Below are 12978 nucleotides of genomic sequence, written 5' to 3'. Positions count from 1 at the left end.
CACTAATTTGGCACTTAGCCTGTTAGGGACATGCGCAACATACAGTTCAAATAATCCGAACAATTAACATCCGTAAAAAACAAATTACTGAAGATGTTAAATAGAGAATCCGATGTCTAAACTAGAATCAAGACATTGAGTTAATTATCAGAAGGTTAATGTTTTAATGAGTGAGTTTTCACAGTTGTTACGTAACTTCAGAAAGGAACTTCAATTTACACAAACAGAGTTTGCAACCTACTTAAATCAGCTGGACGATGAGTTTAATGCGGTTGACGTCGTAACGATAAATCGTTGGGAAAACAGTAAGGTAAAGCCTAGTACATACAAAGCACTCAAGATCTTACAGCACCTTGGCGGAGATTTGTTTGAGACAATAAAGAGCTTTAAGTCCGAACAAAAAGACACACTAATCGAACTGTTTTTAAACGAATCCTATGGCTCATTTCAAAGTAGAATTTCAGCTCTATCAGGCCTGAATCAACAACAAGGCGAACGCAACTTTAAGTCACTGCCTTTAATGTCAGAGCCGTGTGACACTGGCGTTATCGACAGAATCAAACTACTTTCTAAATTCACAAAAGTCGATATTTCGCCATTGGACCAAATTGATTTATATCTCTACTACTGTGAGAAAAAAGCACATGGTCACAAACTGATCAATGTAGATGGCGACATTGTGAGTCACAACGTAGGCTTTTTCTTTGAAGACCATCAATTTGAGACATTAAAAACTCAAGAGCTAGATCTAAGAATGGCCTGCTCTTTAAATTCAAGCAAAAGCATAAATTATTTTAATATAAGCTCACACTCAGAGACAAAAGATCATGTTATTGAGCATATAGTTTCAGATATACAGTTACTTTCTCAGAACAAAAACATTAAAAAATATTCTGTTTTAGTAAAAGACCCCAATATGATGAGACTCTTGAAGAGTGTGGGGTTTGAAGTATTTAAATTTTCAGAACCTTCTGCTAAAAAATGTAATATTACATTCAAAAATAAATATTATAGCTACTGTATATTAACGATTGATAAAATAGACTATCTGACTAATCGGAACGTAATGTCACTAATCAAAGATGAATATTCTACCATGATGAAATTTCCGCAATTACTGCGCGAAGCGCGCAAGAAATTGAAGTTAACGCAAAAGGATTTTGCGGCATACATTAATCACTTAGATGATGAATTCAGCTCTGTAGATGTCGTAACGATAAATCGATGGGAAAATAGCAAAGTAAAACCAAGTAATTACAAAGCCCTAAAGCTATTGGACTGCCTTGGTCTGGACTTGTATACAACGTTGAAATCCTTTGATTCAGAAGATAACGAAGACAGTGCATTGCTTGAAGACTTCCTTCGTGAGAGGTTCTTTTCGTTTCAAAGCCGAATATCGTCTATCTCTAAAGGGGAAATAGAAGAAGGCTGCGACTGTCAGATCATGCCACTAATGACAGATCAGAATGACAAAGCAGTAATAGATAGAATAAAGCTGATTTCACAATATACAAAGATGGATCCTTCAGCCCTTGATACCATAGATCTGTTTCTCTATTGCAGTGAAAAAAAGGCGTATGGCAGAAAAATGGTCGATGTTAATGGCGATATTGTTAGTCATAGCCTAGGTTTTTTCTTCAACGAAGAGGTGTTCGAGCAATACCAAAATAAGCATCTACATATTAAGCAAGCTTGCTCTTTAGATTCTAACCAGAACTTAAATTACATTGTGGTTAGCGGTCACTCTGAGAAGCGCGAACAATCTATTGCGAACCTGATTTCCGATATGAAGCTTCTTGCAAGCAATACTAAGATCAAGAAATTCTCTATGATGATCAAAAATCCAAATGCACTGGATCTGATGAAAAACCTTGGGTTTGAAATCTATAAATTCTCAGAACCAACAAAAGAAAAATCGAACATTACCTTCAAGAAAAAAAACTACCGCTATTGCGTACTGACTATCGACAAGATCGAATTACTGAGTAATAAACATGTTATTTCTTTTATTAGTAAATATGGTTAAGCACCGGATTTTACCAACGATAGAAAGCTTATACTAAATTCTGCTTAAGCTTTTCTTCCAACGCATGGATACACAGCTTGATGGCGATAGGCGTATTTGAAGCGAATGGATTTAGCGCATAAACCGTGTTGGTGGGTAATTCAAAGCTTGGCAGCACGTCGACAACATCACCAAATAACTGAGGAATGCAGAAATCTGGAATCACACCGATACCAACACCTGATTTAATCAGTGCAAGGCAACTGTGGAACGAATTGGTGACGCAACTAGCTTGCTGTTGGTAGACAAAGTCCTGCTCAGTTTGAGAACTAAAATGATGAGTCACCTGCTTTCCCTGCCAAGAGTTTGCAATGTAAGGAATCGATTCAAGCTCACGTTCACGCATGCTTTCAACGCCACATAACACATCTTTAAACTCACCTAACCTCTTCTGCTTTAAGTTACTGTCACGAGAACTGCCCACTCGTACCGCGAGATCAATATCGTGCTCCATGAAGTCTAAATGCTGATCGTCGCTTATCAGTTCTGGCTTTAACTTCGGATATTGTTTCATCAGTTCGGCAATAACAGGCGCTACCAATAAATCCATCAAGGCATTCGGAGCTGTGAGACGAATCCGGCCTTGTGGCTCTTCTAGCTCAGCTTTTGCCATATCCCAAGCCGATTCAGCGATCACATTGATGTCTTTGCAACTCAAATAAAAGCGCTCACCCATGCTTGTCAGAGTTTGTCTTCGTGTAGTGCGTTTAAGAAGTGAAGCACCTAACTCTTGTTCTAGAATTTTGAGATGTTGACTGACGACAGATTTAGACAACTCTAGCTTTTCAGCCGCAGCCGAGACTGAACCCTGCTCTACGATATGAGCGAAAATCGACATCTGCTTTAGCTTACTCATCTTATTGTTCTCTTTTTACAAACAGTATTTTCTATTATCTCTGTTTTTCAAATCAATTTCCAAGACTAAACTCAATTCAACTTATCGAGATACCAAATCAAAAAGACAGTGCCCGACACAATACTGTTATGGAGAAAGACAATGTTAGACAACCAAATTTTAGAAACATGTAAGCAAGGCATTAACGCGTGGCAGAAAGCATTCAACAGCCAAGACGCAAAAGGTTGTGCCGATCAATATACTGAAAGCTGTGTAATGGAAGCGCGTCCATTTGGTACTTTTGAAGGTCGTGAAGCGATTCAAGCATTTTGGCAAAACATCATCGACCAAGGCTTCAAAGACGTTGATTACACAGACGTTCAATGGGAAGAGCACCCAGAAGGCGGTTACATTCTTACCGCTAGCTGGACAATGAACAAAGCGTTTGGCGTTGTACATCATGAACACTGGGCACTTGAAGCCGATGGCTGCGCTCGCTTAGTCAGCGACAACTTCGAAGTTCAAGGCGAACGCTAGAGCTGTAATTAACACCTAGAAGCTCAAAAATAGAAACAGAAAACAAAAAGCCAGCAATCCAAATGGACTGCTGGCTTTATAATGTTCACTCTTGTCGCCCTTTCACTTGGTTTGAAGGTGATTGAGTGACTCTACACAATCACTCAACACGCTCATCATTTCAAATCAAAGTGTCTGGTAAGACAGAACAAATCCAAGTCTAAGTTACAGTGCTGCTTTCTTCGCTTCTGTAATCCAACCATCGAACGTGCTTTGGTTCGCTTTGATCCAACCGTTTACGTGCGCTTCGATATCCGCAGAGCTGTTCTTACCTTTACTCATCATCATGTTCTGAGCGCTTACATCATTGATGTTAAGTTTGATGATTTCAAAAAGCTTCGCTGCTGATGGGTTGTTCTTAGCAAACTCTTTATTCGCAATAATGCGCATTGAGTTCATTTCGAAGCCGTAGTTTTTGCCGTTAGATAGCGTCGTATCAACGTTCGAACGCTCGCCAGGAAGTGCTGAGAAAGGAACTTCTAACCAAACTACATCTTCGTTAGGCACCAATACGCCACTTACCCAGTAAGGTGTCCACGTGTAGTAAAGGATTGATTCACCCTTTTGGTAACGAGAAATTGTATCTGCAATGATTGCAGCGTAGTTACCTTGGTTGTGAGTTACCGTATCGTCCAGTTTGAACGCTGAAAGTTGGTGTTCAATCACCATCTCACAACCCCAACCTGGGTTACAGCCTGTTAGGTCTGCTTTGCCATCACCGTCCGCATCAAACAGCTTCGCGATTTTTGGATCAGTTAATTGACCAATGTTGGTGATGTTGTACTTTTCAGCCGTTTTCTTATCAATTAGGTAACCTTGAGCAGCGCCGCTTACATATTGGCCTTCACGGTAGAATTTCTCATCACCACCTGCCATTGTGTATTTATCAGCATGAAGCGGGAACCAACCTACCGTTAGGAACGTTGCGTCACCCTTTGCAATCGAGGTGTAGCCTACGTTGTAGTCCACTTCTTGAGTTGATTTCACGTCATAACCCAGTTCTTCTAGAGCACGGTTAACGATCAATGTTTGGAACGTCTCTTCCGCTACAGACGATTGAACAGGCTGAACTGATACGCCCTCACCCGGTAGGCTTGCTGCCCACACGTTAGTCGATACCGCTAATGTAGAAACGATGCTTACTGCGAGTTTACTCTTCCATGAATTATTCATTGGTGTTTTTCCTTAATTGAAGTTCTGATTTGTTACCGCGATTAAGTACATTCAGTACAAGGGAAACAGGTCCCATGCGATACCAGCGTAATTTTGTATTACCAGCATTGACACCCAGTACTTGGGTGATTCTGTCTAATAAGATGGCTAAGATAACGATGCCTAAACCACCAACAGCGGCCAGTCCCATATCCAAACGGCCAATACCTCTCAGTACCATTTGACCTAAACCACCTACCGCAATCATTGATGCGATAACCACCATCGATAACGACAACATCAGTGTTTGGTTCACGCCCGCCATGATAGTTGGTAATGCAAGTGGCAGTTGAATTCGGTAAAGCATCTGCTTTTTGCTTGCACCGAATGAGTGACCCGCTTCGATCAATTCTTCCGGAACTTGCTGAATACCCAAGATGGTCAAACGAACAACAGGAGGAAGTGCGAATATGATGGTCACCACGACACCCGGAACGTTACCGATACCAAACAACATGACGATCGGTACTAAGTAAACGAAGGCTGGCGTGGTTTGCATGGCATCCAGAATTGGACGAACGAATTTAGCCGCCGCGTTACTGCGGGCGAGCCATATCCCCATGGGTAAACCAATCAACAGGCAGAAGAAGACCGATGTCATCACCAACGAAAGCGTGGTCATGGCTTCAGACCAAGCGCCAATCAAGCCGATGAAAGTCAAAGACACGGCCGTTGCAACGCCAAGCTTCAAGTTTGAAAACTGCCACGCCACTAGAAACAAGATGATCAACATGAATGGTGCTGGCGTAGACACCAACGCCGTTTCAAATGAACTTAGAATAAAATCGATAGGCACACGGATCGCTTGGAATAATGGGCGTCCGTGCTCAACTAACCAATTCAGTCCAGACTCAACCCAAGTGTCGACAGGCAGCACAGCCTCTGCAAAAGGGTTAAGTGGATCAAAAGGTGTCGTTTCAACGGTTTCGCTGCTTAACCAATCTGCTGATGGTGAGGTATCAGCCGCTTGACCCCAAGGATCACTTGCAGGTTGAGCTGGAGGGGCCGATTGAGACCATGGGTCATTATTTGTTTGTTCAGACGACATGATCTACCCCTTATCCAATGTTTGTAACAGTCGTGACTTAGTCACCACGCCAAAGTAATTACCTTGCTCATCCACAACAGGCACTGAGTAAGGAACACCACCAACTAGGCCAAGCACATCATTGATTGGTAAATCAGGGTTCAGCGTTAATCCATCATCGATCTGCGCGCTGACGAGTGATTTGTTCTCTTTGTGAGCTTTACGAAGCGAGTCGATAGAGACAATACCGGAGTAACGGCTGCTCTTCTCAACTACGATGCCGTATTCGCGGTCGTTATCCATCAAAATTTGTAGAGCGGACGCCGGGCCATCGTGTTCTGATTTTTTAAATACCGCAGCTGGCTTCTTACGCGCAATGTCTTTCACAGTAAGCACGCTTGCTACGTTCACACCGCGGAAGAAGGCTTCGACATAATCGTTGGCTGGGTTATTAAGAATATCGTCTGGAGTACCTACTTGAACCACTTCGCCATTTTGCATAATCGCAATTCGGTCACCGATACGCATCGCTTCATCCAAATCATGCGAGATAAAAACAATGGTTCGTTTATCGTCATTTTGAAGGCGAATAAGCTCATCTTGCATTTCTGTACGAATCAAAGGATCGAGCGCCGAGAACGCTTCATCCATCAACAAGATATCTGGGTCACATGCTAGTGCACGAGCCAAACCAACACGCTGCTTCATACCACCAGATAGTTCATCTGGGTAAGATTCTGAATATGCGCCAAGGCCAACACGTTCAAGTGCTTCAAGTGCTGATTGCTTTCGTTGCTCAACTTCAACACCCGCAAGCTCTAGACCAAATGCGGCATTCTCGATGACCGTCATATGCGGCATCAAAGCGAAATTTTGGAAAACCATCGAGATGTTGTTGCGGCGAACTTCGCGGAGTTCATCTTCTGAGATGTGGGCAATGTCTTTGCCTCGAAGAAGCACATTGCCTTTGGTTGGTTCGATCAAGCGGTTAAGAAGGCGTACTAGGGTTGATTTGCCAGATCCTGACAGTCCCATTATGACGAAAATCTCGCCTTCTTGGATACTAAGAGAAACATCGTTAACGCCGATCGTTAGCCCTGTTTCTTCGAAAACTTTATCTTTATTTGCGCCTTCCTTAATCATTGTAAAAGCACGGTCGGTGTCTTCACCAAACACCTTGTACAGTCCCTTAACTTCCAGTATGGGATCCATGTAATCTAATCCTTTCTCAGTTATTTAAACTTAAATTGGTTATTTAAACCCGAAAAACAATTAGTACTCTAAGTAATTGACACGTGTAAATCAAGGTTCTTCGCTCGGTAAAACAAGGCAACAGACTAAAACCAGACCAGCAACAACAAGACCAAAAAAATAAGCAAAAACAAAGCAAGCCACTGATAATAAAAGGAATAAATTAGATAATCGTACGGCCAATATTATGTATTACGTAGTCGTAGATTATTGAATATTAATTTTACATTAGAGTGATTAATAGGCTGAATGAACCAACAAAAGCCACAATTAGTTCGCGCACAAATAATTCGAATACGAACTATTTATTAAGCTTTCATGATGTTTCCGAGGCGAAAGTTCGCTCGGTAACAAGGATAAGATCGACTCTCAATCTCTACCTAAAAACCAAAGGTCAACCGTCTAAAGTCAGCGAGTTGAAATCAACCTTTTAGACCAAGAATTTTAATACATCACACCAACTGTGATACTTGCTGCAAACTGTCAATTGGTGATTATCTAAGCTGGGTTTCAACTTGTAGAGTGCTCATTGCTGAGCCATTCTTTATAGAAGAAATAAGCATTTCCCCGTGACGAAATAGAGAAAAAGACAAGGAATTCGAATGATAAAAATGTTGGTGTGTGACTTTGACGGTACGCTTGATGGAGGCTCATCTCACGGTGTTAACCAGCTATTTGATTACCTCACAGAACAACCTGATATTCGCTTTATCATCGCGACAGGAAGAACATTACCTTCGATTCGAATGGGTTTAGAATCGGATAACTACCCGAAGCCACACAGTATTATTAGCGATGTGGGCACCAAAATTCATCATGTTCATTCCCAAAAACCAGACCATGTTTGGCATAACCAACTGGAAGCTTCTTGGAACAAATCAAAGGTAGAGACGGCTCTCGCCCCCCTTGATTTTATGGGTGAGCGCATAGAAAACCATCAAGGCGATTACAAGATCACCTTTGAAGGAAAGCTTTCAGAGCCTCAACACGAACTGATTGAATCTAGCTTGGAGATACACGGATTAGATGTTCACCTGACTTACTCTCATGATTGGTACTTAGATATCACACCAAAAGGCGTTAACAAGGCGACTGCGATTCACCACCTACTCGAACAACACGATTTGAGCGTTGCAGAAGTGTGCGTCGCAGGTGACTCAGCTAACGACACCTCAATGCTCACCATTGAAGGCGTAAACTCGATACTGGTTGCTAACCATTACCCAGAGGTTGCTCACCTATCGGATAGAGACAACGTATACACGAGTAGAGCAACACATGCTGAGGGTGTCTTAGAAGGCCTTAAATACTGGCAAGGGCGTGCGTCGAGTATCCGATAAACGCCAGTTCGCCATTAACAACAGATTAGAATCAAACAGGCTTCTAGCCCTACTTCCAGCCTGGGAGCCAATTTTGATTATCAGTAAGCTCTCGCCAATTGATGTTTTCTTCTCGTTTAGTCATTACTGCCTCTATCATGCAGCGCACTACTTCCCCTTCATCAAATTCAACTTCTGTGACCATAAAGTGCTTTTCTTTCTTCAAAGGGCTAACGGCCGTCCATTTACTGCGAAGTAGTTTCTTTGGATTGATTCGATTCATGAGTTTATTTCTCGCTTAGATGTCATTGATTATTATGGATTGTCTAGCCGACACTGAGTAATAGTCTTCGTCGCAAGAAAAGGATCAAAAAAAGCCAGCGATTAGGCTGGCTTCATTCAGTTAGCTATTACTTGTTAAAGATTAGCCGTTTTTAGGTGGATCAAATGCCGTGAGTTCTAATACTGGACCTGTGTATTTTTCAATCTTCACAAGCGCAGAGTTTGCAGCACAGCCATTCGCCAAACGAGAAGTCGGGATATCCAACGTAAGCACGTTACAGCCACCGTTTTTACATAGACCTGTGTCTTTATCTAAATCAGGCCAACCGCCTTCATGGATACATACAGAGCCTTGTTTGATGCCATCCGTCACTAATGCACCCACCAATACTTGTCCACGACCATTATGTGCACGAACCAAGTCACCCGTTTTAATGCCTCGAGCTTTCGCATCTTCAGGGTGAATTGAAATCGGCTCACGGTCTGCAATCGCATACTCTTCGCGGATCTTCGCGTAGTTGAACTGGCTATGCAGACGGTGCGCGGCGTGCGCTGTCATCAGTTGCAGTTCGCCATCTTTAGCGTTGCCTGTGTACTCTGTTGGTTCTAACCAAGTTGGGTGTGCAGGGCAATCATCTAGTTGGTAACCTTCAATGGTTCTTGAGAATATCTCGAACTTGCCACTTGGTGTACCTAGTGGGTTCATGATTGGGTTCTCACGAAAATCAGCGTAACGAACAAACTGTGCGTTCTTCTCGTTCCACTTCATCTCGATCAACTGATTATCTTCCCAGAACTTGCTGAAGTTAGGCATTACGATACGCTGACCACGACCACCTTGCTGTGCGGTTTTGTAAAAACCATACAGCCATTCCATCTCGGTCTTGCCTTCGGTGTACACATCACGACCACCCGGAGCAAGTAACTCAGACATGTCCGCAAATACATCGAAATCGTTACGAGCTTCACCTTGTGGCTCAACCACTTTCTTCATTGGCACTAAGTGTTGGTTACTGTAGTCACCCGTCATCGTCATATCATTACGTTCAAACGATGTAGTAATTGGCAGAACAATATCCGCGTGCTTAGCTGCTGCTGTCCAGTAAGGTTCTGAGATAACAATCAGCTCAGGCTTTTGCCAAGCTTTGATCAAGCGGTTGGTATCTTGGTGGTGAGTAAAGTTCGCACCGCCTGCCCACCAGATCATTTTGATCTCTGGGAACGTTAGGTTGTGACCATTGTGATGGTAGCTTGAACCCGGGTTTTCTAGCGCTTCAACAATACGCGCTACAGGGAATGCGTTCACAGATCCTGAAACAGCCCAATCGTTACCCGCCGAAGAACCACCGCCAAGTGACGCTGAAATCGCAGGAAGTACGCCTGCATCACGAGCAGGGTTACCACCGTTTGAGTAGTGGTAAGAAAGACCGAAACCACCACCAGGCAAGCCAACTTGACCTAGCATTGTCGCTAGCGTAACCAACATCCAGTGACGTTGTTCACCGTATTGTTGACGCTGCATACCCCAGCCAGACATCAGCATAGTACGGTTCTTACTGAAGATATCCGCAAGTAGCTCAAGCTGCTTCACTGGCACACCACAGATCTCAGACGCCCACTCAGCAGATTTTTCTACGCCGTCTTCCTTACCCATCAAGTAAGCTTCGAATACGTCGTAACCTGTTGTGTATTTACCCAAGAATTCTTTATCGTGCTTGCCCTGTTTCACTAACGTGTGTGCGATACCCATCATCATGGCTACGTCAGTCATTGGGTGAGGAGCAATCCACTCTGCGTTGTCACCAAAAAACTCGATAGTCTCAGAGCGCATTGGGTCAATCGCAATCACTGTCTTGCCCGACTTCTTCAACTGGTGGAAGAACTCAAGACCTGCACAGTCGGTTGAGCTCCAAGCGATCTTCAAGGTGTTAATTGGGTTTAGGCCCCAAAGTACCACCACATCACTGTGCTCAAGGATAACTGGGTAAGTCGTCTGCTGTTCATACACCTCAATCGAACCCACAACGTGCGGCATGATAACTTGCGCAGCACCTGTTGAGTAATCACCTAAGTGACCAGAGTAACCACCAGCCATGCTCATGTAACGTTGTAGAAGCGTTTGCGCTTTGTGCAGAACACCACTTGAACGCCAGCCATAAGAGCCTGCGAATACAGATTCCGCACCGTGCTCTTGACGAATACGTGAGTGTTGTTGGTGAATCAATTTGTACACTTCATCCCAAGAGATACGAACAAATTCATCACTACCACGTACACCTTCAGGTGCAGATGGGTTAGCCAAGTAGCCTTTACGAACCATAGGGTACTTAACACGCGCTTTGGTGTGTACTTGATCAGGGCCTGTGGTCTGCAGGCTATTTGGAACCGTTTGTGCCAGTGCATTCGTCGTCGACACTAACTTGCCATCTTTCACTTCACACAGCATTGGTCCCATACGACCTGATGTTAGAACACCAGAACCACGTTTGTCCGAAGCAATTGCGCTCATCGGCGTCAAAGATGTGAATGCCAACGCACCAGCTGTAATACCTGTGCCTTTCATAAATCCACGACGTGTCATATTAGTCATAATTTTATCCTTCTAATTCTCTTTAGTGACCAACAACGTCTTTCGCGTGGTTTTGGAAGTACTTAGTCAGCAGCTCAAGGTTTTGCTCAGAAATGTCTGTACGGTCGCCCATACTTTTCGCAACAGGTCCCCAAGCATTCACAGTGAAGTGGTTTGAAGGAATTTTCGCGTGACACGTTGCACAGTAAACGTTGTCCAACTCTTCTGCGTAAGACCAGATTGGGTCTAGTTTATCGACAACTGGAGAAGTGATATCACCCGTTAGCGCAACTGAACGCCACTCGTTACCGTAAGCATCGGCTTTATAGTCACCAGTAGTCAGTGCTTCTTGACCTTTGTCTGTCAATGTCGCAACGATTGCACGTTGGCCTTCACCGAAGTAAAGCACTTGCTCTGCACCTTTCATTTGGAATGCATTCAAAGTCACAGTACGGTTGTCGCCTTCAGCCTTGACCACTTGCAGTTCTGCTGTTGGGTTTACACTGCCGAAGTCACCCATTGCGATATCGGTTACTGGGTAAACCACTTTCGCATCTGCTGGCGTGTTTTTCGTAAATGCGATCAGGGTATCGAACGCTTTGCTATCTAGCTGAGCTTCAGGAGCAAAATGTGCAACGCCTTTGTGACAATCGATACACGTTTGGTTATTTTCACGACCATAAGCATGCATTTTTGCTGCATCACGAGATTGCTCGAACTCTTCCATTGCATCGAATTCGTGACAAGAGCGACAAGTCGCTGAGTCATTCTCGCGGAATTGAGCCCAAACTGTCTCAGCCATCTCTTCACGGTGTGCTTCATATTTCTCAGGCGTGTCTATCTTACCTGAAATAAATTCGTGGTAGATGTCTTTGGACGCTCTTACTTTGGTGATCACGTAGTCAATCGGATCAGTTGGAATGTGGCAATCGGCACATTCAGCTCGAATGCCTTTTGCGTTACTGAAGTGTACAGAACCTTGGTATTCTTTGTGGGGTGCTTCCATTGTGTGGCAAGAAACACAAAACTCAGTGCTCGATGTATAGTGCATAACGGCTGCAGTTCCCCCTAAGGTTAACCAGCCAATACCTATACCAACCGCCGCTATTAGTGCGATATAACGTTTTTTTATTGTCATAATTCTTAATCATCTTCAACAATTGGTTACAATTAAGATCAGAATAGTACTTTAGGGGTAGATTAGTTTGATTTGGATCATAAATCGCATTCTGAGGAACAAAAATTGAACCTTTATGAGAACCCAAGGACACTTCACGAAATTATTCCCCACCAGATACAATCACCCACCAAATAAGAAGTAGCGGTTAAATATTCATTATTGATTAATCCAACATCAACGAGACAAAACGGCTTTCTAAGTCAAAGAAGTAAATTGTAAATCTATTACAATATTGGCTATCTATTTTTCATAAACTCCTCACTCAATGAACCAAACAGAATTCCAACAAAAAATGGCGAGTTTCACCTCGATTGAACAAGCGCTTGATTACTTCGAAATTGGGTTTGATAGCAAGTTCATCGACCAAAATAGAGTCGAGCTTATGAAACGCTTTAATGGTTATCTGATCCTGTCAAAACCCGATGATTGGTTCTCTGGACGAAGAGCGCTGAAAAACGCTTATTGTAAGGTTCAACGCAGCAAGTTAGATCGCCACACACGTTCAGCCTGTCGTGGGTGTACAACTTGTCAGCGTCGATAGATAGGAAGTACTGCTCAAAGTAGAGAACTAAAAAGTAGATAGTTGAAATAACATCTCATTACGATTTAGTTAGTGGTTTGCTCGAAAAAAAGTGTGCTAGTCTTACGGCAACTCAACTACG

Annotated in this window: 11 protein-coding genes; 4 read left to right on the top strand and 7 right to left on the bottom strand. The window is 43.2% G+C overall.

Features of this window, described 5'->3' with window-relative positions; genetic code table 11:
• Positions 1-166 precede the first annotated feature (166 nt).
• Positions 167-2026, top strand: coding sequence for a helix-turn-helix domain-containing protein (locus tag A136_RS09390; protein WP_017065375.1), 1860 nt, complete (start codon positions 167-169; stop codon positions 2024-2026).
• Between the two features lie 28 nt (positions 2027-2054).
• Here the strand turns inward: A136_RS09390 and A136_RS09385 are convergent, their stop codons facing one another.
• Positions 2055-2921 carry a LysR family transcriptional regulator gene (locus tag A136_RS09385; RefSeq protein WP_017065374.1) on the bottom strand — a complete coding sequence of 289 codons (867 nt, stop codon included), beginning with the start codon at positions 2919-2921 and terminating at the stop codon, positions 2055-2057.
• A 141-nt stretch (positions 2922-3062) separates the two neighbouring features.
• On the opposite strand from A136_RS09385, the gene A136_RS09380 reads away from it, so the two are divergent.
• On the top strand, positions 3063-3437 hold the full coding sequence (locus A136_RS09380) for a YybH family protein (protein ID WP_017065373.1): 375 nt from the start codon (positions 3063-3065) through the stop codon (positions 3435-3437).
• A 204-nt stretch (positions 3438-3641) separates the two neighbouring features.
• On the opposite strand, the gene proX is transcribed toward A136_RS09380, so the two are convergent.
• Genes proX through proV form a run of 3 tightly spaced genes read right to left on the bottom strand, consistent with a single transcriptional unit; the run spans position 3642 to position 6927 of the window.
• On the bottom strand, positions 3642-4649 hold the full coding sequence (proX, locus tag A136_RS09375; RefSeq protein WP_017065372.1) for a glycine betaine/L-proline ABC transporter substrate-binding protein ProX: 1008 nt from the start codon (positions 4647-4649) through the stop codon (positions 3642-3644).
• The gene (proW, locus tag A136_RS09370) at positions 4642-5736 is read right to left on the bottom strand and encodes a glycine betaine/L-proline ABC transporter permease ProW (protein ID WP_017065371.1); all 1095 of its coding nucleotides are present in this window, start codon (positions 5734-5736) and stop codon (positions 4642-4644) included. The genes proX and proW overlap by 8 nt, the downstream gene beginning before the upstream one ends.
• A gap of 3 nt (positions 5737-5739) precedes the next feature.
• Positions 5740-6927, bottom strand: coding sequence for a glycine betaine/L-proline ABC transporter ATP-binding protein ProV (gene proV, locus A136_RS09365; protein ID WP_017065370.1), 1188 nt, complete (start codon positions 6925-6927; stop codon positions 5740-5742).
• A 641-nt stretch (positions 6928-7568) separates the two neighbouring features.
• On the opposite strand from proV, the gene A136_RS09360 reads away from it, so the two are divergent.
• Positions 7569-8306, top strand: a complete 738-nt coding sequence (locus tag A136_RS09360; protein WP_017065369.1) for an HAD-IIB family hydrolase — start codon at positions 7569-7571, stop codon at positions 8304-8306.
• A gap of 49 nt (positions 8307-8355) precedes the next feature.
• Here the strand turns inward: A136_RS09360 and A136_RS09355 are convergent, their stop codons facing one another.
• The 3 genes from A136_RS09355 to A136_RS09345 all read right to left on the bottom strand — a co-directional run bounded on the left by A136_RS09355 (position 8356) and on the right by A136_RS09345 (position 12274).
• Complete coding sequence (locus tag A136_RS09355; RefSeq protein WP_017065368.1) at positions 8356-8568, bottom strand: TIGR02450 family Trp-rich protein; 213 nt, start codon at positions 8566-8568, stop codon at positions 8356-8358.
• A gap of 141 nt (positions 8569-8709) precedes the next feature.
• Positions 8710-11157, bottom strand: coding sequence for a molybdopterin guanine dinucleotide-containing S/N-oxide reductase (locus A136_RS09350; RefSeq protein WP_017060333.1), 2448 nt, complete (start codon positions 11155-11157; stop codon positions 8710-8712).
• A gap of 22 nt (positions 11158-11179) precedes the next feature.
• Positions 11180-12274, bottom strand: a complete 1095-nt coding sequence (locus tag A136_RS09345) for a NapC/NirT family cytochrome c (protein ID WP_017060332.1) — start codon at positions 12272-12274, stop codon at positions 11180-11182.
• 307 nt (positions 12275-12581) lie between these two features.
• On the opposite strand from A136_RS09345, the gene A136_RS09340 reads away from it, so the two are divergent.
• A complete protein-coding gene (locus tag A136_RS09340; RefSeq protein WP_017065367.1) occupies positions 12582-12857 on the top strand; it encodes a nitrogenase-stabilizing/protective protein NifW in 276 nt (91 codons plus the stop codon).
• Positions 12858-12978: the final 121 nt, after the last annotated feature.

Source organism: Vibrio crassostreae 9ZC13, assembly GCF_000272045.2.
GTDB lineage: Bacteria > Pseudomonadota > Gammaproteobacteria > Enterobacterales > Vibrionaceae > Vibrio > Vibrio crassostreae_C.
Note: the sequence above shows the minus strand (reverse complement) of the source record. Positions and strands in the feature narration are given on the sequence as shown.

What these genes read in the sequence shown, in the direction of transcription:
- proW (WP_017065371.1), bottom strand. Translation starts at nt 5,736, where the DNA reads ATGTCGTCTGAACAAACAAATAATGACCCATGGTCTCAATCGGCCCCT.
- A136_RS09340 (WP_017065367.1), top strand. Translation starts at nt 12,582, where the DNA reads ATGAACCAAACAGAATTCCAACAAAAAATGGCGAGTTTCACCTCGATT.
- A136_RS09390 (WP_017065375.1), top strand. Translation starts at nt 167, where the DNA reads ATGAGTGAGTTTTCACAGTTGTTACGTAACTTCAGAAAGGAACTTCAA.
- A136_RS09355 (WP_017065368.1), bottom strand. Translation starts at nt 8,568, where the DNA reads ATGAATCGAATCAATCCAAAGAAACTACTTCGCAGTAAATGGACGGCC.
- proV (WP_017065370.1), bottom strand. Translation starts at nt 6,927, where the DNA reads ATGGATCCCATACTGGAAGTTAAGGGACTGTACAAGGTGTTTGGTGAA.
- A136_RS09350 (WP_017060333.1), bottom strand. Translation starts at nt 11,157, where the DNA reads ATGACTAATATGACACGTCGTGGATTTATGAAAGGCACAGGTATTACA.
- A136_RS09385 (WP_017065374.1), bottom strand. Translation starts at nt 2,921, where the DNA reads ATGAGTAAGCTAAAGCAGATGTCGATTTTCGCTCATATCGTAGAGCAG.
- A136_RS09360 (WP_017065369.1), top strand. Translation starts at nt 7,569, where the DNA reads ATGATAAAAATGTTGGTGTGTGACTTTGACGGTACGCTTGATGGAGGC.
- A136_RS09345 (WP_017060332.1), bottom strand. Translation starts at nt 12,274, where the DNA reads ATGACAATAAAAAAACGTTATATCGCACTAATAGCGGCGGTTGGTATA.
- proX (WP_017065372.1), bottom strand. Translation starts at nt 4,649, where the DNA reads ATGAATAATTCATGGAAGAGTAAACTCGCAGTAAGCATCGTTTCTACA.
- A136_RS09380 (WP_017065373.1), top strand. Translation starts at nt 3,063, where the DNA reads ATGTTAGACAACCAAATTTTAGAAACATGTAAGCAAGGCATTAACGCG.